The sequence below is a fragment of the Spirabiliibacterium falconis genome, from assembly GCF_014885015.1.
GTDB classification, from domain to species: domain Bacteria; phylum Pseudomonadota; class Gammaproteobacteria; order Enterobacterales; family Pasteurellaceae; genus Spirabiliibacterium; species Spirabiliibacterium falconis.
In genome coordinates this window covers 123,828-144,474 of the sequence record NZ_JABMIJ010000008.1, presented here as the reverse complement: position 1 = coordinate 144,474, position 20,647 = coordinate 123,828, and the positions used below count along the sequence as shown (strand labels likewise).

General features: G+C 41.6%; 19 protein-coding genes. 8 read left to right on the top strand and 11 right to left on the bottom strand.

Annotated features, from left to right (window positions below; translation table 11 throughout):
- Nucleotides 1–101: 101 nt before the first annotated feature.
- Nucleotides 102–986 carry a helix-turn-helix transcriptional regulator gene (locus tag HPC40_RS05775; RefSeq protein WP_208118539.1) on the bottom strand — a complete coding sequence of 295 codons (885 nt, stop codon included), beginning with the start codon at nucleotides 984–986 and terminating at the stop codon, nucleotides 102–104.
- Nucleotides 987–1,151: 165 nt separating this feature from the next.
- On the opposite strand from HPC40_RS05775, the gene HPC40_RS05770 reads away from it, so the two are divergent.
- From HPC40_RS05770 to HPC40_RS05740, 7 genes are all read left to right on the top strand, one after another.
- A complete protein-coding gene (locus HPC40_RS05770) occupies nucleotides 1,152–1,943 on the top strand; it encodes an inositol monophosphatase family protein (RefSeq protein WP_208118538.1) in 792 nt (263 codons plus the stop codon).
- 10 nt (nucleotides 1,944–1,953) lie between these two features.
- The gene (locus HPC40_RS05765; protein ID WP_208118537.1) at nucleotides 1,954–3,312 is read left to right on the top strand and encodes an MFS transporter; all 1,359 of its coding nucleotides are present in this window, start codon (nucleotides 1,954–1,956) and stop codon (nucleotides 3,310–3,312) included.
- Between the two features lie 162 nt (nucleotides 3,313–3,474).
- Entirely contained in the window at nucleotides 3,475–5,127 is a 1,653-nt protein-coding gene (gene glpA, locus HPC40_RS05760) for an anaerobic glycerol-3-phosphate dehydrogenase subunit A (protein WP_208118536.1), read from the top strand.
- A complete protein-coding gene (gene glpB / locus HPC40_RS05755; protein WP_208118535.1) occupies nucleotides 5,117–6,391 on the top strand; it encodes a glycerol-3-phosphate dehydrogenase subunit GlpB in 1,275 nt (424 codons plus the stop codon). Before glpA ends, glpB begins: the two co-directional genes overlap by 11 nt.
- Nucleotide 6,392: 1 nt before the next feature.
- Nucleotides 6,393–7,652, top strand: a complete 1,260-nt coding sequence (gene glpC, locus HPC40_RS05750) for an anaerobic glycerol-3-phosphate dehydrogenase subunit GlpC (protein WP_208118534.1) — start codon at nucleotides 6,393–6,395, stop codon at nucleotides 7,650–7,652.
- A gap of 88 nt (nucleotides 7,653–7,740) precedes the next feature.
- Nucleotides 7,741–8,517 carry a DeoR/GlpR family transcriptional regulator gene (locus HPC40_RS05745; RefSeq protein ID WP_208118533.1) on the top strand — a complete coding sequence of 259 codons (777 nt, stop codon included), beginning with the start codon at nucleotides 7,741–7,743 and terminating at the stop codon, nucleotides 8,515–8,517.
- On the top strand, nucleotides 8,514–9,185 hold the full coding sequence (locus tag HPC40_RS05740) for a DNA-3-methyladenine glycosylase I (protein WP_208118532.1): 672 nt from the start codon (nucleotides 8,514–8,516) through the stop codon (nucleotides 9,183–9,185). The genes HPC40_RS05745 and HPC40_RS05740 overlap by 4 nt, the downstream gene beginning before the upstream one ends.
- 13 nt (nucleotides 9,186–9,198) lie before the next feature.
- On the opposite strand, the gene HPC40_RS05735 is transcribed toward HPC40_RS05740, so the two are convergent.
- From HPC40_RS05735 to ltnD, 7 genes are read right to left on the bottom strand one after another with little or no spacing between them, the layout of a single operon-like run.
- Nucleotides 9,199–10,518 carry an alpha/beta hydrolase-fold protein gene (locus HPC40_RS05735; protein WP_208118531.1) on the bottom strand — a complete coding sequence of 440 codons (1,320 nt, stop codon included), beginning with the start codon at nucleotides 10,516–10,518 and terminating at the stop codon, nucleotides 9,199–9,201.
- Between the two features lie 56 nt (nucleotides 10,519–10,574).
- The gene (locus HPC40_RS05730; RefSeq protein ID WP_208118530.1) at nucleotides 10,575–12,044 is read right to left on the bottom strand and encodes a GntT/GntP/DsdX family permease; all 1,470 of its coding nucleotides are present in this window, start codon (nucleotides 12,042–12,044) and stop codon (nucleotides 10,575–10,577) included.
- A gap of 9 nt (nucleotides 12,045–12,053) precedes the next feature.
- On the bottom strand, nucleotides 12,054–13,013 hold the full coding sequence (gene denD / locus HPC40_RS05725) for a D-erythronate dehydrogenase (protein WP_208118529.1): 960 nt from the start codon (nucleotides 13,011–13,013) through the stop codon (nucleotides 12,054–12,056).
- Between the two features lie 19 nt (nucleotides 13,014–13,032).
- Nucleotides 13,033–13,809 carry a 2-oxo-tetronate isomerase gene (gene otnI, locus HPC40_RS05720; protein WP_208118528.1) on the bottom strand — a complete coding sequence of 259 codons (777 nt, stop codon included), beginning with the start codon at nucleotides 13,807–13,809 and terminating at the stop codon, nucleotides 13,033–13,035.
- Nucleotides 13,810–14,442, bottom strand: a complete 633-nt coding sequence (otnC, locus tag HPC40_RS05715) for a 3-oxo-tetronate 4-phosphate decarboxylase (protein WP_208118527.1) — start codon at nucleotides 14,440–14,442, stop codon at nucleotides 13,810–13,812.
- Nucleotides 14,439–15,680 carry a 3-oxo-tetronate kinase gene (gene otnK, locus HPC40_RS05710; RefSeq protein ID WP_208118526.1) on the bottom strand — a complete coding sequence of 414 codons (1,242 nt, stop codon included), beginning with the start codon at nucleotides 15,678–15,680 and terminating at the stop codon, nucleotides 14,439–14,441. Before otnK ends, otnC begins: the two co-directional genes overlap by 4 nt.
- A 2-nt stretch (nucleotides 15,681–15,682) precedes the next feature.
- Nucleotides 15,683–16,582, bottom strand: coding sequence for an L-threonate dehydrogenase (gene ltnD / locus HPC40_RS05705; RefSeq protein WP_408021820.1), 900 nt, complete (start codon nucleotides 16,580–16,582; stop codon nucleotides 15,683–15,685).
- Between the two features lie 175 nt (nucleotides 16,583–16,757).
- Here ltnD and HPC40_RS05700 point away from each other — a divergent pair, with 175 nt between their 5' ends.
- Entirely contained in the window at nucleotides 16,758–17,516 is a 759-nt protein-coding gene (locus tag HPC40_RS05700) for a DeoR/GlpR family DNA-binding transcription regulator (protein ID WP_208118524.1), read from the top strand.
- Nucleotides 17,517–17,531: 15 nt separating this feature from the next.
- On the opposite strand, the gene rsmD is transcribed toward HPC40_RS05700, so the two are convergent.
- From rsmD to HPC40_RS05685, 3 genes are all read right to left on the bottom strand, one after another.
- A complete protein-coding gene (gene rsmD, locus HPC40_RS05695; protein WP_208118523.1) occupies nucleotides 17,532–18,116 on the bottom strand; it encodes a 16S rRNA (guanine(966)-N(2))-methyltransferase RsmD in 585 nt (194 codons plus the stop codon).
- A 354-nt stretch (nucleotides 18,117–18,470) separates the two neighbouring features.
- Entirely contained in the window at nucleotides 18,471–19,457 is a 987-nt protein-coding gene (locus HPC40_RS05690; RefSeq protein WP_208118522.1) for a siderophore-interacting protein, read from the bottom strand.
- A complete protein-coding gene (locus tag HPC40_RS05685; protein WP_208118521.1) occupies nucleotides 19,435–20,643 on the bottom strand; it encodes an MFS transporter in 1,209 nt (402 codons plus the stop codon). The genes HPC40_RS05690 and HPC40_RS05685 overlap by 23 nt, the downstream gene beginning before the upstream one ends.
- Nucleotides 20,644–20,647 lie beyond the last annotated feature (4 nt).

The following is a 20,647-nucleotide window of genomic DNA, read 5'->3' as shown; positions in this document are numbered from 1 at the left end:
ATCTTATGATAAGTGAAATGATTTGCATTGCCAATCAAATTCTCACAGGTCATCAAAAATAGTGTGCACAATTATTAATAAAGTGCGGTTAAATGGATGTATTATTGTTCTAAATGGGCGCGACGATAAGCACTCGGTGAGTGATTGAAGTGTTTTTTAAATGCAATAGAAAAGTAGGATTGATTATCAAAACCACACTGGGCTGAGATCGATTTAATTGATAATTGACTATGTTGCAGTAACATTGCTGCTTTTTGCAAGCGGAAATTGAGAATATATTGCTGAACAGACATATTACTAAAATGGGAAAATATTCGGTAAAGATAAGTGCGGTCAATACCCAGATAATGTGCAAGTTCTTGTACATTTAGTGTGCTATTAACGTAGTGGTGATGAATATATTCTGTTGCGAAAATAAAGTAACGATTATAGGTTGAAATATTCTGTGGCGTATTAAAACGTGTTAAAATAGGAAAGATTTGATAAAGCAGGCTTAATAATGAATAGTCAAATCCAAATTCCAAATCATTATAATAAGCAATTTCGTGAAAAATACGAATTAAGTTTTTATCAATTTTATAATGAACTATAGGGCAAAATTGATTAAATCCACAATGATTAAGGATTTTTATTACATCAGGGCCACTAAAACCAATCCAGTAATATGTCCAAGGGTCTTTATCATCCGCTTGATAAAGAACTTTTTCATAGGGTTTTATCAGAAAAAGATCGCCTGCTTGCACTTGATGAGGCATGTTATGATAAAAATATGTGCCTTTCCCACTAATAATATAATGCACAATATAGTGGTCATAAATAGCATGATCACTAATATAACCACTTGGACATTTAGTTTTGTGTCCGCTTTGATAAACATACATTCCTGTTAAAGGAGCTAAAGGTTGTGGGAAGTTATTGTAATGAATGCCGTATCGATTTTTTCTATTTGCAATATCTTCAATATGTAGTGTTTTTTTATGCTTCATTACTCACCTCTTTTTTTCTGTAATATAAAATAGTTTTATTATTTCATACGAAAAAATAAATTTAAAAACAACATCATTAAAAAAGAAGCAACATTAGTGTAATGCTTTATTTTGTTATGTTGTTTTAGCATAGACGTGAATTCATTTTTTAGTAGGAGAATGATGATGTCTATTGAAATTAGCAAACGTTATCAATGTGCAAAAGAGATTATTTTAACCGCAGGAGAATTGGCTTACCACTATTACCTTCAGCGTGGAAATCTTTCCGTACAGACAAAACAGGACGATCAACAAAATTTAGTCAGTGAAGCGGATCGTAATGTGGAACAACATATTAAAACCGCACTTTTAACGCACTTTCCTGCTGATGGATTTTTAGGAGAGGAATCAGGAGCTCGAGATGTTGAAAAAGATTTTTGTTGGGTCGTGGATCCGATTGATGGCACCAGTGCTTTTTTACATGGACTGCATGGCTGGTGTATCTCTATCGCGTTATTACATCATAAAAAAGTTGTGTTAGGGCTAATTTTTGATCCTAATCATAATGAACTTTTTCATGCCCAAAAAGGAGAAGGGGCATTTGTGAATAAAAATGCTTTGCATGCTGCTGAGGTTTCTGATTTTACAGCAGGCTTAATTGGACTCGGTTATACGCATCGTTTCCCACACGCCAAAATGGGCGCATTAGTAGATCATATTCTTAACAGAGGCGGCATGTTCTATCGTAATGGCTCTGCTGCACTGATGCTTGCCTATGTTGCTGCAGGGCGTTTGATTGCCCACTTTGAGCCATATATCTATGCTTGGGACTGCCTCGCTGGAATTTTGCTTGTTGAGGAAGCTGGTGGGGAAAGCAGTGATTTTCTTAATACGGAGAATTGGCTTGAATCTGGCTATGTTTTAGTAGCAAGTCGAGGCATTTTTGCGCAATTAAACTCTGTCCGTCAATCGCTATAAGGAGAGTATTATGTCATTTATTCACTTTTTTAAAGCAAGTCCAGCCATTGCGTTAAAAACATACACAGAAAAACAATTTAAAACGGTACGAATGAAAAGTTTTCTTGCATTTACTATCGGTTATATTATTTTCTATGTTTGTCGCCTTTCTTTCACTGTGGCAAAACCTGCGTTAGTTAATAATGGTGTACTCACCCCAACCGAATTGGGCGTGATTGGTGCTGCGACATTTGTGACTTATGCTGTAGGAAAATTTGTCAATAGTGCGGCGGCTGATCATACCAATGTGGTACGTTTTCTTTCAGCGGGATTATTTTTATCCGCCCTTGCCAATTTTGCCATGGGGCTAACGGGCAGTGCGATTGGTTTAACGATCATTTGGGCATTTAATGGTTGGGTACAATCAATGGGCGTAGGACCTTGTGTTGTTGCGCTTTCTCGCTGGTATAACGATCAAGAGCGAGGATCTTTTTACAGCACATGGGCTATTGCTCACAATGTTGGGGAAGCATTTAGCTTTATCGCTACTGCAACCATTGTGACAACATTCGGCTGGCAATTTGGTTTTGGATTTGCGGGTATCGTCGGATTACTTGGAGTTTTGCTGGCATTAGTATGGATGAAAGATTCACCTGCCGCCTGTGGCTTTAAACCGATTATTCCAAGCTGTGATATTTCAAAAGATGGCAGTGATAATCTTGATAATAAAACGGTGTTGCAACATCAATGGGCGGTCATTAAAAATCCCGCTATTTGGGTAATAGGTATTGCCACATGCTGTATGTACGTTAGCCGTTACGGTGTAAATAGCTGGGGTGTTTTCATCTTAGAAAATGGAAAAGGCTACACCACCGTTGAAGCCGCATCAATTATTAGCGTTAACAGTATTGTCGGTATTGCTGGTACATTAGCAGCAGGCTGGCTTTCTGACTGGCTATTAAAAGGACGACGTAATGGTATGGCGATCATTTCTGGTTTTATTAATGCACTTGCATTAATCGCCTTTTTCTTTGCGCCAGCAGGGCATATTTGGTTCTCCATCACCGCACTTGCGGTATTTGGCTTCACCTTGGGCGTGCAGCTATGCTTTCTTGGAGGGCTACTAGCAGTAGATATTTCCCATAAATCTGCTTCAGGTGTCGCCATGGGAATGATGGGGATTTTTGGATATGCTGGTGCAGCCATGGGCGAATTTTTAACAGGCTTTATGATTGATAAAACCACTACATTTGACGTCACAGGTGCGAAAATCTATAACTTCGATGCGCTCTCTTATTTTTGGGTAGGTGCAGAATTTTGCTCTGTTATTGCAACCGCCTGTTTTGCTATCATTGTTTTTGCTCAACGCCAAAAAACCTCTCAGCTTTAAGGACATTAAAGTGCGGTTAAACCGCACTTTGCTTGTTCGATGATAAAAATGTGATCTAGGTATAATTTTAATGTTTGTTTATGTGCTTTTTCGTGCAAATATGATGCTATTCCCTTACAATGTATATAATTATTTTCTAAAACGAACATTTAAGGGGGCGGTATGCTGCGGACACAAACTGATGTTATCATCATTGGTGGAGGCGCAACAGGTGCAGGGATAGCCCGCGATTGTAGTTTACGTGGATTAGATTGTGTTTTGCTTGAGCGACGAGATATTGCAACAGGTGCAACGGGACGCAATCATGGGTTATTGCACAGTGGCGCGCGCTATGCGGTTAATGATCCTGAGTCTGCTCGAGAATGTATTGATGAAAATAATGTTCTAAAACGAATTGCTCGCCATTGTATTGATGATTCTAAGGGGCTGTTTATCACGCTACCTGAAGATGACCTTGCTTTCCAAAAACCTTTCATTGAAGCCTGTCAAAAGTCAGGCATTGATGCGCTTGCGATTGACCCTGCGTTGGCGCGTCGTCTGGAGCCATCGGTTAACCCTAACTTAATCGGTGCGGTAGTGGTGCCAGATGGCAGTATTGATCCGTTCCGCTTAACGTCTGCGAATATGCTTGATGCCAAAGAGCATGGGGCGCACATTTTTACTTATACTGAAGTGCACTCGCTGATTCGTGAAGGGGATCGGATTATTGGGGTGCGTGCGATAGACCATAAAAATAAAATTGAACGTGAATTTTTTGCCCCCGTGGTGATTAACGCTGGCGGAATTTGGGGGCAAGGTATTGCCGAATATGCCGATTTAAAAATTAAAATGTTCCCAGCTAAAGGCGCATTGCTGATCATGGGGCATCGTTTGAATAACATGGTGATTAACCGTTGTCGCAAGCCAGCCGATGCAGATATTTTAGTGCCTGGCGATACCATTTGTGTGATTGGCACGACATCGAGCCGTATACCTTATGATCAAATTGATAATATGGTGGTTACGCCAGAGGAAGTGGATCTATTAATCCGAGAAGGTGAAAAACTTGCGCCAAGTTTACGCCATACCCGTGTGCTACGAGCCTATGCAGGCGTGCGTCCATTGGTTGCCAGTGATGATGACCCGTCAGGACGCAATGTGAGCCGAGGGATTGTGTTGCTTGACCACGCAGAACGTGATGGTTTAGAGGGATTTATAACCATTACGGGCGGAAAACTGATTACCTATCGTTTAATGGCAGAATGGGCAACCGATCTTGCCTGTAAAAAACTGAACAAAACCGTACAATGTGAAACCGCAGATAAACCGTTGCCAGGATCGAATGAAAGTGCGGTCGATACTCACCAGAAAGTGATTTCACTGCCAACGCCATTACGCCTTTCTACGGTTTATCGTCATGGATCACGTGCGGCAAAATTGCTTGAACAAGAGCGGCTTGATGGCAGTTTAGTGTGTGAGTGTGAAGCGGTTAGTGCAGGTGAAGTGCGCTATGCAGTAGATGAATTAAATGTTAATAATTTAGTGGATTTACGTCGTCGCACGCGTGTAGGAATGGGAACGTGCCAGGGCGAGCTATGTGCGTGTCGCGCCGCAGGTTTAATGGCGCGCTTTAAGGTTGCCAGTGCTGAGCAATCCACATTGCAATTGGCTTCGTTTATGGAAGAGCGTTGGCGAGGGATTGAGCCTATTGCATGGGGTGATGCCTTGCGTGAGGCAGATTTTACATCGTGGGTGTATTACGGCTTAATGGGGCTAAATGATATTCCGAGCCTAAATGCCGAGCAACAACAAGGAACAGATAGCAATGAAGTTTGATAATGTTATTATTGGCGGTGGGCTGGCAGGATTAATTTGTGGAATTCGGCTACAACAAGCAGAGCAACGCTGTGCGATTATTTCAACAGGACAAAGTGCGTTGGATTTTTCATCAGGATCGTTTGATTTTCTCAATCAACTGCCGAATGGTCAGCCCGTTTTGGATTTTGCACAAGGTTTACGCGAGCTAAGTGAGCTGCAACCTGATCACCCTTATAGCATCATAGGTGAAAGTGCGGTTATGCGGGCACGCAGTAAATTTCTTGCCTTGAAAGACGCATTAAAACTGAATTTGCATGGGCAGGCAGAGCACAACCATCTGCGCTTAACGCCGCTTGGGGCATTGCGTCCAACATGGCTTAGCCCGCGTAGTGTGCCGACCTTTAGTCAAAATAATGAAGCGTTAGCGAAAAAGCGTGTCGTGGTGCTGGGAATCGAAGGGTTTAATGACTTTCAACCGCACTTGCTTTGTGAAAACATGAAGCGTATGGCACAATTTCGGGCGTGGGCGGTGGATTATGCCTATTTACACATTCCTGAGTTGGATCATCTGCGTCGTGATGCGCGAGAATTTCGCAGCGTCAACATTTCACAAGCCCTAGAGCACAAATTCAATTTTGATCAGCTCGTGGTTGAAATTACCAAAGCCGCTAAAGGAGCCGATCATGTCTTTTTGCCTGCGTGTTTTGGGCTTGATAACGATCAATTTTTATATCAACTTTCACAAGCGTGTGGTTTGCAATTACATGAACTGCCAACACTGCCGCCGTCTTTGCTTGGGATTCGGCAAAACCGCACTTTACAAGCCCATTTTGAACGCTTGGGCGGCATTTTGATGAAAGGCGATAAAGTGTTAACCGCACAGTTTGCACAAGGTGCGGTGCAGGGGCTGAAAACTCAACTGTCGGATGGATTGCTGATAAAGGCAGACCATTATATTTTGGCAACAGGCAGTTTTTTTAGCAATGGCTTAGTCGCCCATTTTGATCATATCGTAGAGCCCGTATTTGGGCTGGATCTAGAAAAAAGTGCGGTGCGTACTGAGTGGACGCATCACCGTTTCAGTGCGTCGCAGCCGTATCAACGCTATGGTGTGAAGATTAACGCCCACTGTCAAGTCTTTAAGCAAAGTGCGGTTTGCAACACTATTTATGCTATCGGTGCGGTGGTTGCGGGCAGTGACGCAATTCATCTTGGATGTGGTTCTGGCGTGGCGGTGGTAAGTGCGCTGAATGCCGCTGAGCATATTTTGCAGGAGGGATAATATGGACTTACAACAACTCATTCGTCAAGCAGAGCATACTCAAACGCAAGCCTATCAAGATAACAGTTTTGAAAGTTGCATAAAATGCACCGCCTGCACTGCTGTTTGCCCCGTTTCACGCCAAAATCCGTTGTATCCTGGACCAAAACAATCAGGGCCTGATGGCGAGCGATTGCGCCTAAAAAATGCGGTCTTTTATGATGAAGCCCTGAAGTATTGCACCAACTGCAAACGCTGTGAAGTCGCCTGCCCGTCAGATGTGAAAATTGGTGATATTATCGTGCGTGCGCGTAATCGTTACGGGCAGGGAAAAGACAAATCACGTATCAAAAAATTGCGCGATGCGGTGCTTTCTAATACAGATATTATGGGGTCTTTATCCACGCCATTTGCGCCCGTGGTGAATGCGATGACAGGGCTAAAAGCCACCCGCTTTTTGTTGGATAAAACTTTAGGCGTTGCTAAGCAGCGGACGTTGCCACGTTATTCATTTGGCACCTTCCGTCAATGGTATAAAAAGGTCGCACAAGCGCAGCAGCAATTTTCGCAGAAAGTCGGGTATTACCATGGGTGTTATGTCAATTATAACAATCCACAGCTGGGTAAAGAGCTGATCGAGGTGTTTAATGCCATGAATATCGGCGTAGTTTTGCTTGAAAAAGAGAAATGCTGTGGTGTGCCATTGATGGTGAATGGCTTTCCAGAGCGTGCGAAAAAACAAGGTGAGTTTAATATTCAGCAACTTGAAAGTGCGGTCTGCGGCGATCAGTTAACGATTGTGGGCACATCGTCTACTTGCACATTGACCTTGCGTGATGAATATCATCATATTCTTGGATTGGATAATAGCAAAGTGCGGTCAAATGTACATCTGGTAACGCGTTATTTATATCAACTCCTTGATGAAGGCAAAACGTTACCCCTAAAACCGCTACCATTGCGTGTCGCGTATCACACGGCTTGCCATATGGAAAAAAGTGGCTGGGTGCCTTATACCATTGAAGTGTTGCGACGGATTCCACAATTAGAAATTGTGATGCTCAATTCGCAATGCTGTGGAATTGCAGGGACGTACGGCTTTAAAAAAGAAAATTATGATACTGCACAAGCCATTGGTAATACCTTGTTCCAACAAATTGATCACGGCGGGTTTGACTATGTTGTTTCCGATTGTGAAACGTGCAAGTGGCAAATTGATATGTCCACATCACGCCAATGTTTGCATCCGATCACACTTTTAGCAATGGCACTGCAAAAATAGTTCAGAGATAGACTGTTTCACGCAAAAATGCGTACATCGCTGTTTTTTTCAGGTAAAATAAAACAGAATCATGTAGAGGAGAGAATAGATGAAACAGTCTGTCCGTCATAGCAAAATTATTGACCTTGTCAAACAACGAGGTTATATCAGCACCGAAGAGTTAGTCAACGTTTTTCATGTCACTTCACAGACGATTCGACGAGATTTAAATGAATTAGCAGAAAAAAATCTCATTCGTCGTCATCATGGCGGTGCAGCTTCCCCTTCTACTTCAGAAAACAGCGATTATAGCGAGCGTAAATGTTTTTTCTCACAAGAAAAACGCGCTATTGCCCTGCAAACTGCGAAGCTCATTCCCAACGGCGCATCTTTATTCATTGATATTGGGACAACACCCGAAGCAGTGGCATATGCCTTGCTAAATCACAGCAATTTACAAATTGTCACCAATAATCTCAATGCAGCCCATATTTTAATGCAAAATTCCGATTTTAAAATTATTGTCGCAGGTGGCAATTTGCGTGCAGATGGCGGCATTATTGGGGAAGCTACGGTGGATTTTATTTCACAATTTCGTCTTGACTTCGCCATTTTGGGGATCAGCGCAATTGATGAAGACGGTGCATTGCTTGATTATGACTTCCACGAAGTGCAAGTGAAAAAAGCATTAATGCGCAGTGCCCGACAAAGTTTGCTAGTTACAGATCATTCTAAATTTAGTCGTCAAGCAATTGTGCGTTTGGGTGATATTACGGATATAGATGTGCTCTTAACGGATACCCAACCACCTGAAAATATTACACAATTAATGTATACCAAACAGCGCAATATCACAATTTGCGACGTTGAGAGCATAACCGAATGATTATCGAGCCCTTTTCTCAAATCTATGCGCGTGCAGTGAAATATCAACATGGTGAGCAAGCCTTGCAAGCGCGTTTGTGCTCATTAAAAACGCCCGAACAACTGCGTCAAATTCCAAGTGATCGTTGGCTGGCAGAGTTCACGCGTAAAGTGTTTCAATGCGGTATGGTTTGGCGAGTGATCAACAACAAATGGACGGGATTTGAAACTGTTTTTTGGCAATTTGATATTGAAAAATTGCTGATGATGCCCGATGAACTTTGGGAAGAAAAAGCGCGTGATCCACGGATTGTGCGTTGTTTATACAAAGTTATGACCATTAAACATAATGCGCAAATGATCTTTGATGAAAATCTAAAGTGCGGTTTTAGTGACATGATTGCTGATTGGGATTGTCAGAATATCACCGCACTTTGGGCATATTTGAAAAAAAATGGTAGCCGATTAGGTGGCAATACGGGAGCCTATGCTCTGCGTGCGATGGGAAAAGATACATTTTTTCTTACCCATGACATTGAGGCTTATTTACGTCATCACAACCTCATCGACGGGGGCTTATACACCAAACGCAGTATCAGCCAGGCTCAAAGCGTGTTCCTAGAATGGCAACAACAATCTCAACTTCCCCTTAGCCACATTAGCCAAATTGTCGCATGGAGTATGGGGTAAGGGGACTGAGATGCTATTGTTTATGTTGAGATAATAGCCATTCGACCGCACTTTTACTGTTAAAAACAGCTTCCCATGCGTTGTGGGCATTGTTACTGATAAAACCATTATCGGGCGTATGATTAAAATTAAATTCGGTGTATTTAATGTTATCTGCACCGAGTTTTTTTAATATTTCTACATTCCGTATTGTTCCATGCACAGGGGCAATTTTATCTTGTCGGCTATGAAAGAACCAAATCGGCAGATGTTTGATTTTATCAAGATTTTGTTCTGAAGCGTTGCCATCCATAAGTTCTTTTGTATAGGCTTCTCGACCACTGATTAATAATGCACCAGCAAAGAGATCTGGGTTATCAAGTAGCAGATATAATGCACCTTCAGCACCTCGAGATAATCCAATTAAATAAATACGCTTTTTGTCGATTTGGGGATATTGCTTGAGCGTTTTCTCTATGATCATGTTAAGTAATTTTCGTCGATTTTCTGTTTGCCAGTGAAAGCCGTTATCAACATCAAAAGGATCAAATATACTCTCATATTGAGGTGCAATAACAAAGCCTTCTTCACTTGATAATGTCGCTATCGCACCTTGGCTTGATAACAGTTGTGCTAGATTATCTTTCCCAACTTGCCCAGAACCATGTAAAAAGACAGTAAGCGGATAAAGATTATTTTTATCTGTCTTTGGCACATATAGTCTATAATTGAGATAATTTTTCTTAGAAATAGATATGTTATCCTTTTGAAAATTATCAATTAATGGATTAATGATGTTATTTTTATTTGCATTCACTGTTATAGTGAAAGGTAGCACATCTTGTCCATTGAGTAGTTTATTGTTGCCAATTTGACTGATTTGATACTCTAATGCGGCATTGTAGAATTGGGGAATTTTATTTTTCTGTATAATTTGTTTGCTACCATCGTTTGATTTGACGGTAATAGGCGTAGTGTTACTTTCAATAATACTATATAAGTCTGAATTTGTATCTTGTTCACTTAATTGAATGACGACATATTTTCCTGGTGAGTGTGTATTTAAGTTTTCTATGGAGCTTGTGGTATAAGTGTTTTTTATGTGCCTATTTCCATAGGATTTACCCTCTAAAGTCACAGAAACTGTATAGAGCTTGTTAAGTGCTTTGCTAACCAATAAAGTATCTTCATATTCTAATAAGATTGACGCAATAAATTGTCCATTTTCTTTAAGATTTGTTACAAGATAGACAGATTTAATGCTATTCGTATCCGATTGAAAATCATTTGCAGACGAAAAGTGACTAAGGAATAATCCCAAGATAAATATCAGTAATCTATTTTTAAACTTCATTTTATTCTCTCCTTGTCAAACAGGGCATATTAATACGCCCTGTTTTTTCTTATTTTCTACGACAATTTCTTATTTTGATATTTCACATAGATAAGAATGACGGCGAGTACGCCAAGTGGGAAGACCAAATCAAACAGTGAGCCATTTTGTCCGAATAATAAATTCGCCAAAATAACGCCCACGCCGCCAATTGCCCAAGCGATGGTAGTTGGTATAGACCAAACAATCATTTGTTTTTGAACATCTTTGATGCCCATCATGCGATTAACGACCCAGAATAAGCTATCGTTAAAATAGCCAAAGAATAACGAGCCCATCGTGGCTGCTTGTGCGGCAAGTAGCATATTAATGCCAGGAATATGCATTAATATTGGGGCAGAAATGGAGGCTGCGGTAATCATTGCAACCGTGCCCGAACCTTGGATAAACCGCACAAGGGTTGATACGATAAAGGGAATTAAGATGGGCGAGATTGGCAAATGTGCGATTTGTTCTGCCAACTCTGGCCCTGCACCGCTATCTCGCAACACGGCACCCAGTGCACCACCAGCTCCTGTGACAAGGAGAATAATGCCCGCTGTTTTTACCCCTTCTTCCATGCACATTGCCGTATCGTGCTTATCCACACGTGGTAATAAGGCATAGACGGATACCAAAACACTTATTGCTAAAGCGATGATTGGGCTTCCAAGAAAGGCAATAACTTGATAAAAAACGGATTCATTAAATCCTTCAAATTGCTTGCCAAATAAATCCACAAGCGCTTTTAAAAAGATCAGTGCGATAGGTAAAACAATGGGTAGCAAAGACAAGCCCAAACTTGGTAAATCCTTGTTTTCTTTGCTTTGGATATAGGCATCATATTTTTCACGCAATTCTTCTTGCGTAAAAACCTCCTGATTGAAGTTAGGGTATTTTTGATCCAGCCAACGGGCATAAAGTACAATTCCAATCACAGCTGGCACAGCAAGCCCCATGCCTAAAAGTAACATAGCACCAATATCAACCCCAAAAATACCTGCAACACCTAAAGGTCCAGGTGTTGGAGGCACAGTATGATGTGTTACTACCAATCCGCCAGCCAGAGCAACACTAAGCGTTAATAGCGAACGTTTACCATTTTTGGCAAGCGCTTTGGCAACGGGATATAAAATAATAAAGGCAGAATCCACAAAGATTGGAATACTTACAATATACCCCGTGATGGCTAAAGCCCATTCTTCTTTCTTTTTGCCTAAGAATTTAATAAAGCTATACGCCATTTTTTCCGCAGCACCAGAGACTTCTAAGATACTGCCCATCATGACGCCAAGACCGATGACAATCCCGATACTACCCAAAGTGCCACCAAAGCCTTTTGAGATAACAGCGAGTGTCTCTGTGGCATTAAGCCCACCAACCAGCCCTGCAATAGCTGATGCAATCAGCATCGCAATAAAGGCGTGCACACGTGTTCGCAATACTAAAAAGAGCAAAACCAAAACGGCAATAATAAGCCCAATTATTGATGTTGGTAATCCAAACATAATTTCCTCCTATGCCGATAAATCACAAGCCATAAACTGCGTGATAACATCACGAAAATTTTCATCTTGGTAAAAACCCAGTGAAAGTGCGGTTGTGGTATCAATCCGAGAAGGCCAACTAGCAACGATAGCGTTAATCTTTTCATCGAAGATGAAGCGAATGTGCTCTAAAATCGCCTGTCCCTTCATGGCAACTAAATCATTAAGCATTGATTCGACGCTAACAGATATGCCAGGGAGGTTGATAACATGCCATTTATTTTTCTCTAAAGGCGGTAATGTTAGGCAATGGATAAAGTTATTTACCACGACATCAGGGCTAGAAATCCATAGCTTTAAATGCTTATCAACAGGGCAAAGCGCTTCTTTGCCTTGCAAAGGTTCGCGAATAATGCTGCTAACAAAAGACGACGCCGCTTGATTGGGTCTGCCCGGTCTGATACAAATTGTAGGCAGGCGTAGTGCAACAGCGTCCACAAAGCCCTTGCGGGCATAATCATTAATGAGCAGCTCGCACATCGCTTTTTGACTGCCGTAGCTTGATTGTGGCGTAAGTGCTGTGTCGTCTAAAATTGTCTCTGGCAGCTCCCCGCCATAGACAGCAAGAGAGCTTGAGAAAATAAAACGAATATTAGGATTGACTTTTCGACATAAATCCAATAATTTTTTGGTTGCTTTAACATTAATCTCATAACCGAGGTCTGGATCTTGTTCTGCGTGACTACTGACGATAGCTGCTAAGTGGAAGATGGCCGTTGTGTCCTTGGTTATGATTTTTTCCAAATCACAGGTATTTGCCTGATTTAAATCTAATGTTACGGGCGTTATGCGCCCATCATCATATGGCATTGCTGGCGCAATAACATCAATTAGAACAAGCTCTGTGATTGGCACTTTATCGCTACTTAAAAGCGCTTTTGCCAGCCGTTGGCCTAAAAAGCCTTGACCGCCTGTGATAATGATTTTCATCGTGTTCTCCTTTGTATGTTTATAGGGTGTTTTTAAGCCAAATTAATCCATCTTCTGTTTTTCCTCGTGGGTGATATTCGCAACCGATAACGCCTCGATAACCCAAGGTTTTAAGTTGCTCAAAAAGATAAAAATAGTTAATCTCGCCTTCATCAGGCTCGATTCTATCGGGAACGGAGGCAATTTGAATATGTGCCACTTTATCTAGCAAGGTGTGCGTAAGTTTGCTTAAATTGCCATCGACATTTTGTGCATGAAAATAATCAAGCTGAATGCGCACGTTATCGCGTGCAATTTGGTTAACGATGTTTAGTGTATCGTACTGACTAACTAGCAAATAATTCGGTTTGACGGCAGGGCTAAGCGCTTCAAGACAAATATTGATATTGTGGGGCGCAAATTTATCGGCGGCGTATTGAATGTTTTTGATAAACGTTTCTTCGTATGCCAAACGCTCAACACCTTCAGGAACCACACCTGCCATAATGTGTACGTTTGGACAATGTAATGCCAAGGCATATTCGAGAGCCAAATCAATATGTTCGTGGCTCTCTGATTCTCTTCCTGGCAGAGCTGAGATGCCCCATTCGCCCGCCTCAATATTGCCAGGCTTGGTGTTAAACAACACTTGCTGCAAACCAAATTGATCTAATTTTGCTTTTAAAACATCAGCGGGATAATCGTAGGGGAATAAATATTCCACATACTTAAATCCTGCTTTGGCAGCGGCTTCAAATCGTTCTAAGAATGGCACCTCACAAAACATCATGGATAAATTTGCTGCAAATTTAAGCATTTATTTTCTCCTCTGGTTGAGTACTTGAATTTCATCGTTGCTTAAATACCGCACTTGATGTTTATCTAAAATAAACATCAGCTTGGCGGTTTCCTCTAGTTCTTCGGCATTGTCCACGGCATCTTGCAAGTGTTTGCCACACACCACTACCCCATGGTTAGCAAGCAGAAAGGCGTTATGATGGCTAGCCAAACGTGATAATTGCGTCGCAATTTGCACATCCCCTGGCGCAAAATAGGGGATAACAGGCAATGAGCCAACGCGCATCACGTAGTAGGGCGTAAAGGGTTTGATCGCATTGTCAGGATTGAGATTTTCCAAACAGGAAAGTGCGGTCAAATAACTTGAATGCAGATGCACAATCGCTTGGCATTCGGGTTTTTTCGCGTAAATAGCTAAATGAAATGGATATTCTTTTGAGGGCGGATGACCTGAAACCAACTCGCCATCAAGCGTTATAATGGATAAGGTGTCGGGTGTTAAGCGACCCAATGATGAACCTGTTGGGGTAATTAAAATATGCTTATCATCTAAGCGTATTGAGATATTGCCCGCACCACCGACGCTATAACCTCGATCAAATAGGGATTTTGCTAATGACACCATTTCACGTTTTTGCAAGCATTGGCTCATGCGGACATCTCCTGTGCATCAACGAAGAAAGTTTCTTGACCAAAATTGCCTGATTTGAGCGCTAAATAGAGCGGTTTTTCAAGCGCTTTGAGCCACGGCACACCAGGGGCGATTTGTTTGCCGATGTTAAAACCCTCAATGCCAAGGTGTTGAACGATAATGCTTGAAGTCTCGCCACCCGCACTAATAAAGGTTTGAATACCTTGTTGATAAAGCCGTTGTGCTAATTGGGCGAAAGTTTGCTCAATTCGTTGGCTGGCTTCTTGTGCGCCATATTTCTCCTGTATTGCTTTTAATTGACTTGGAGCTGTGGTGGCATAAACCATTGGTGCAAGCGCTTGTCCTTGATTGCCTAGTACCCATTCACATAACTCGCTAAGATAATGCGCATCGTTGTGGCAGCGGGTGATATCCAGTGCAAGCGTTGGTGCGCATTTTTTATAATAATCAACCTGTTTATTGCTCATCACAGAACAGGAACCAGATAAAATAACACTCGGCAATTTAGGGGGCTCGAAAGCGTCATGCGCTTTTTTGCCTTGACTGATATGAGAGGCCATCAATCCCGCAAGACCAGAGCCACCTGTGACGAGTTTAAAATCAGTAATCGCCTCAGCGAGGCTAGCAAGGTGTTGATTATCAAGACTATCTACCACAGCATAGCGGTAGTTATCTTGTGCTAATTGCGCCAACCGCACTTTGATCGCATCCACACCTTGGCAGACGATAGTGTAGGGCACAAGCCCTGTTTTGCCTTGCGCCTGAGCATCCATTAGTCTGATTAAGTTGGCATCACGCATTGGCGTGATCGGGTGATTTTGCATACCCGATTCATTAAGTAGCACATCGCCTACAAATAAATAGCCATGAAATATCGTGCGACCATTGACGGGCAGAGCAGGGCTAATAATGGTGAAATTTTCGTCTAGTGCCTCAAGCAGCGCATCGGTAACAGGACCAATATTGCCTTTTTCTGTGCTATCAAATGTTGAGCAATATTTGAAATAAAATTGCGTACAACCTGCTTCTTTTAAGTACGCTAGGGCATCTAATGACTGCTGAACAGCTTGCTCAGCAGGGTTTGATCGCGATTTTAGACTAATCACGATAGCCTCTGTGTTTTTACCCACCAAAGCACTTGGAATGCCATTAAACTGAATGGTTGATAGCCCATTTTCGACTAAAAAGCTGGCAATGTCGCTTGCGCCAGTAAAATCATCTGCAATCACACCTAACATGATTATTCTCCTGATTTTAAAGGCAAATTAATGCCCGAAAAAATTTTAATGACCGCACTATCATCTTCTTTTCCTAAACCTAGATTGCTCGCCTGCGTAAACATATTCAGCGCAGTGCTTGCTAAAGGTAGCGGGAAATGAAGCGCTTTAGCAGTGTCTGTGACTAAACCTAAATCTTTCACAAAAATATCTATCATCGATAAAGGCGAATAATCCCCCTCAACAACGTGCTTCATTCGGTTTTCAAACATCCAAGAATTGCCCGCCGCATTTGTCACCACCTCATACATTAAATCCAATGGAATATTGGCTCTTGCAGCCAATGCCATCGCTTCAGCCCCAGCAGCGATGTGAACGCCAGCCAATAATTGGTGAATAATTTTGACAGTTGAGCCTAAGCCGATTTCTGTGCCGATGTTATAGACTTTATCTGCTATCGCCTCTAACACAGGGGCAAGTTTGGAAAATGCCTCTGATGAGCCTGATGCCATCACCGTCATTTCGCCTTTCAATGCTTTAGCAGCACCACCAGAGACAGGCGCATCTAACATGATCAAGTTCTTTTCTGTTAATTTTTGATTAATATCTTTCGCATCTTGTGAAGAAATGGTTGATGACACCATGATGGCTGTACCAGGTCTTAAATGTGGTACAAGTGCATCTGTGCCAAATAAAATCTCTTTTACTTGCTTAGCATTGACAACAAGCAAAAGAACAGCGTCTAGCTCTGCGGCAAAATCGACCGCACTTTTACTCACAGCTTTTGCGCCAAATTGTTTTAATTCATCAAGATAAGCTTCATTTAAATCAATGCCATAGGTATTGATACCTGCATTAATACAGGATTTTGCCGCGCCCATCCCCATTGCGCCCAAGCCGATAACAGCGACTGAATAGCTCATATATTCTCCTTTATTCATACTGTTTTGTTTGTGCAACTATAATGCACTATTATTGAATGTTAAAAAGAGATATTGATCACAAAATTTAACAAAATGTATCTAGTGATGTAAGATTGAACAAAATACCCTTTGGGATATAATGGACAAAATTGGCAGAAATAAATGTGATATAAAAATGATTCCAGCAGAAAGACAAAAACAGTTACTCAAAATTATTACCGAAAATGATGTGATGAGTATCACAGATCTGGTTGATCTAATGGGTGTATCCCATATGACGGTACGCAGAGACATTCAAAAATTAGAAAGTCAGGGCAAGGTTATTTCTGTCTCTGGTGGCGTGCAGCTATTGCAACGTCTTAATTTTGAACCAACTCACGATGATAAGTCGTTACTTTATCAAGCACAAAAACGACGTATTGGTATGCAGGCTGAAAAGCTGATTCAAAATCATCAAACAATTTATCTTGATGCGGGAACAACAACGTTACAGATTGCTCATCAAATCGCAAAAAGACAAGATTTATTAATTATTACAAATGATTTTATTATTGCTAATTTTTTAGCCAAAGAAGGCTTGTGTGAGCTTATTCATACAGGCGGGCATGTTTGTAAAACCAACTATTCATCTGTGGGTGAACTAACCGCTCAATTTTTGCGTAACATTTCTATCGACATTGCCTTTGTGTCGACATCATCGTGGAACTTAAATGGTTTAACGACGCCAGATGAACAAAAATTACCCGTCAAACGTGCCATCGTGCAGTCAAGCAAAACCAATGTCCTTGTCACCGATTCGTCCAAGTATGGCACACTCGGCACGTTCTTTGCGATAGAGCTGGATGTTTTTGATAGCATCATTACTGATAATAATCTTTTAGAAAATGCACAAAATGCCATTCGTGCGAAGAATATTGCATTAATTCTAGTGTAAAGTGCGGTGATAGATTTAGCTGATTTGATACAGGCGTGAGCACACAGCACCTGATGATTTTTCTTTTATACATTGCCAAGTTTCGGGTGTGTAAAGTGCGGTTAGGCTGGCTTCGGTTTCGATGTAAATGAGTGCATTGGGGGCAAGCCAATTATGCTGGATGAGGGCCTCAATGCAAGGGGCGATAAGATTTTGGTGAAAGGGCGGGTCAAGAAAAACGATATTAAATGGCGTTGGGGGTGGCACTTGGAGTAAGTGTAGGCTGTTACCACAGGTAACGCCGGCGTTATCAGCACCAAGTCGTGTGAGATTTTGTTGTAAAGTGCGGTGCGCTTGCGGATTTATTTCAAAAAACTGCACGAATGCGGCGTAGCGTGAAAGTGCTTCAAAACCTAGGCTACCGCTTCCTGCGAATACGTCTAAACAGCGTGCATCAACGATGTCGTTCATTAGCCAATTAAATAACCGCTCTTTGATGCGATCGCCAGTTGGACGTAAGCCTTCTGCGTTTAATACAGGCAACTTTCTGCCACGATAGCGACCTGCGATGATGCGCACTTCGCCACTAGGCTGGTTCGTTTTTGTGTGTTTTCTCGCCATAATAATAGATGTGTTAGCTTCAGATTTTTTCCTATGATCTCTTAATCTTATGATGTAAGTCAATAAATACACTATAAAAAGAAAGGGTATTATGCAGTGTGTGTTACCAAATTGTGGCAAAACGGTGCTGTATTATGCGTTAACGGGTATGCGTGCGAAGGTGGCGAATTAATCCTGTGATGATATTGATTGACTTACCCAGTACTTTATCGTTTGCAAACTACGAGCTTAGATGAAGAAGTCACTCGCCAAGTGTTGCAGAGCGAATGAGGTGATAAACCCGATGTTATTTTGCTGTGAGGTGTGTTTATCATGTTACTGTACATTAAACATAAAGTGCGGTTGTACCGCACTTTATGTTTTTATCCAGTAGGCTTTCATACGTTGTTGGGTACTAGTCAGTTTCCGTTGGTTGCGTAGATAATGGCGAATGGTCTTGGCATCGTGTTGTTCACAGGCACCCCAAACACTGTCAATGGTTGTAATTTTATCTAACACTGCGAGGCTTTTTAAGGCACTGTCAGCGTGCTCTAGTTTAATTATGTGTGTATTAGGCGGTAACGCAACCTCGTCGAGGTAGTGCTGTTCTTTGGGATCTTGTGTAATAGAAATAATAATCGGACTGATAGGATGGTGCCAACATTCTATTAGGTTTGCGATAGTTGGAAGTGCGGTTTCGTCTCCAATCAGTACACTTTGTCCCGTCAGGTGATCGGTATGTTCATAAAACGTTGCATTAGCGTGTAGAATATCACCGCATTTTAATGATTTTGCCCATAAGCTACCTAAGGTATCGCCATGACAGAAGACATCGACATAGAGAATGCAATCACTATTTGTTTTATTCACGATCTTGCGTAGTGTATAGTACCGTCCAGGTTGATTTTGGACGTGTGGAATGATGTGTGCATAGGGCTGATTTGCGAACGATTTTAACGTAAATCGCCACGCATAACCTGGTGAATTTTCTGGCGCAGTTGCACAGGTTTTGAGGATTAAGCGAGAGATATTAGGTGTAGGTTGTGTTTTATCAAGCAGATGGAAAAAATAGTGCGATTGCGGTGTGGTGCGTTGCTGTACTGCGTGCATAGCAAGATGACGTACATTTGTATGTAGGTCTTTATCGGTTAGAAATGGCACAAATTGCGATTGTAAATGATGAGTCTCAGTTTGCGTCTGCAATAACATGCCTTCATGATATAAATCTAGTAGCGTTGCATCGGTAATGTTGGGGTTGAGGTAGACTTGTGCAATCGCAAGCAATTCTTTGCGATGGTCGTCATTAACGTGCTCAATAATATCCAGTTTGAGATCGTGATCAGCTATTGGTGTTCGAGTCATAAAATAATCCTTTGATAACATAAGGGATATAGATAAACGCAAAGGCCGTGCAAGCGATGGAGAGATAAACAACCCAATGATAACCAACGTGTTCAGCAATATTTAAGCATAATGCTGAGGAGCAGATTGAAAATAGCATCATTACGGCAATTTGCACGGTATATGAGGTACTTGGTAGAGGCGTTTTTGCAGCTAAATCCATCATGATGGCACTATTTAACGTGAAAATCGGCGCAAAACATAAATAGCTCGCTGTCACAGCAAGATATGCCCACAGTAGCGTATGATTAACGTGCAGGAGTGGGATGAAACAACATAAACAGATCATTTGAAGTGCGGTAAAAATGCGGATACTATTTTCCCTCTGAAATTTTTTACTCAGTGGTACAATTAGCAATACACTGATCAAGCCAACAATCACACCATAATTTTTCATCATACCGATTTGGGAAATTGTCCAGCCCGCATCAACCAATAGCGGTGAAAGAATGGCAAAGCAGCCTGAAATGATAATAGAATAAATAAATAGGGTGATAAGCCATGTGATTTTGCCTTGCCAGAACTTAATTAAGTGTATCCAACCTAAGCGTAGAGAAAGTGCGGTTTGCGGGGCAGAATGGGTTTCTCGATATAAACAGAGAAAGAGGAGCGGCAGAGCAGATAATCCTGAGAGGATCAGCAATGAGCCTTGCCACCCCGTGTGAGGGTAGATAATCACTAAACTGCCGCCAATCAGATTTCCAATTAAGCCACTGGCGACTTGAATGCTATTAATCATATGACGTTCGTGTGTGTCAAATCCAGCACAGGCAAGCCCATCTAAGGCAAGATCTTGCGTACCAGTCATGATCATAAACAGCAGGAAAAGAATGGCTAATCCATTGATGGATGTGAACGGATCGAGGAATGAGGCTGCAAATAAAAAACCGATCATAACGCATTGTGTTGGGATTAACCATGTTCTAAAATGCCCCCATCGCTGATAGCCGAAGCGATCAACTAACGGTGCCCATAAAAAGCGTAAAGAATAGGGTAAGATAATAAATTGTAATACACTCAGTTCACTGAGACTTGCACCATTTTGACGCAGAATCACAATTAATGTCATATTGATAAAGGCTGAGCTAATATGTTGGCTGATATAAGCACTACCAAATAACAGTTTTATCAAATGTTGTCGTTTCATACCG

What these genes read in the sequence shown, in the direction of transcription:
- HPC40_RS05775 (WP_208118539.1), bottom strand. Translation starts at nt 986, where the DNA reads ATGAAGCATAAAAAAACACTACATATTGAAGATATTGCAAATAGAAAA.
- HPC40_RS05770 (WP_208118538.1), top strand. Translation starts at nt 1,152, where the DNA reads ATGTCTATTGAAATTAGCAAACGTTATCAATGTGCAAAAGAGATTATT.
- HPC40_RS05765 (WP_208118537.1), top strand. Translation starts at nt 1,954, where the DNA reads ATGTCATTTATTCACTTTTTTAAAGCAAGTCCAGCCATTGCGTTAAAA.
- glpA (WP_208118536.1), top strand. Translation starts at nt 3,475, where the DNA reads ATGCTGCGGACACAAACTGATGTTATCATCATTGGTGGAGGCGCAACA.
- glpB (WP_208118535.1), top strand. Translation starts at nt 5,117, where the DNA reads ATGAAGTTTGATAATGTTATTATTGGCGGTGGGCTGGCAGGATTAATT.
- glpC (WP_208118534.1), top strand. Translation starts at nt 6,393, where the DNA reads ATGGACTTACAACAACTCATTCGTCAAGCAGAGCATACTCAAACGCAA.
- HPC40_RS05745 (WP_208118533.1), top strand. Translation starts at nt 7,741, where the DNA reads ATGAAACAGTCTGTCCGTCATAGCAAAATTATTGACCTTGTCAAACAA.
- HPC40_RS05740 (WP_208118532.1), top strand. Translation starts at nt 8,514, where the DNA reads ATGATTATCGAGCCCTTTTCTCAAATCTATGCGCGTGCAGTGAAATAT.
- HPC40_RS05735 (WP_208118531.1), bottom strand. Translation starts at nt 10,518, where the DNA reads ATGAAGTTTAAAAATAGATTACTGATATTTATCTTGGGATTATTCCTT.
- HPC40_RS05730 (WP_208118530.1), bottom strand. Translation starts at nt 12,044, where the DNA reads ATGTTTGGATTACCAACATCAATAATTGGGCTTATTATTGCCGTTTTG.
- denD (WP_208118529.1), bottom strand. Translation starts at nt 13,013, where the DNA reads ATGAAAATCATTATCACAGGCGGTCAAGGCTTTTTAGGCCAACGGCTG.
- otnI (WP_208118528.1), bottom strand. Translation starts at nt 13,809, where the DNA reads ATGCTTAAATTTGCAGCAAATTTATCCATGATGTTTTGTGAGGTGCCA.
- otnC (WP_208118527.1), bottom strand. Translation starts at nt 14,442, where the DNA reads ATGAGCCAATGCTTGCAAAAACGTGAAATGGTGTCATTAGCAAAATCC.
- otnK (WP_208118526.1), bottom strand. Translation starts at nt 15,680, where the DNA reads ATGTTAGGTGTGATTGCAGATGATTTTACTGGCGCAAGCGACATTGCC.
- ltnD (WP_408021820.1), bottom strand. Translation starts at nt 16,582, where the DNA reads ATGAGCTATTCAGTCGCTGTTATCGGCTTGGGCGCAATGGGGATGGGC.
- HPC40_RS05700 (WP_208118524.1), top strand. Translation starts at nt 16,758, where the DNA reads ATGATTCCAGCAGAAAGACAAAAACAGTTACTCAAAATTATTACCGAA.
- rsmD (WP_208118523.1), bottom strand. Translation starts at nt 18,116, where the DNA reads ATGGCGAGAAAACACACAAAAACGAACCAGCCTAGTGGCGAAGTGCGC.
- HPC40_RS05690 (WP_208118522.1), bottom strand. Translation starts at nt 19,457, where the DNA reads ATGACTCGAACACCAATAGCTGATCACGATCTCAAACTGGATATTATT.
- HPC40_RS05685 (WP_208118521.1), bottom strand. Translation starts at nt 20,643, where the DNA reads ATGAAACGACAACATTTGATAAAACTGTTATTTGGTAGTGCTTATATC.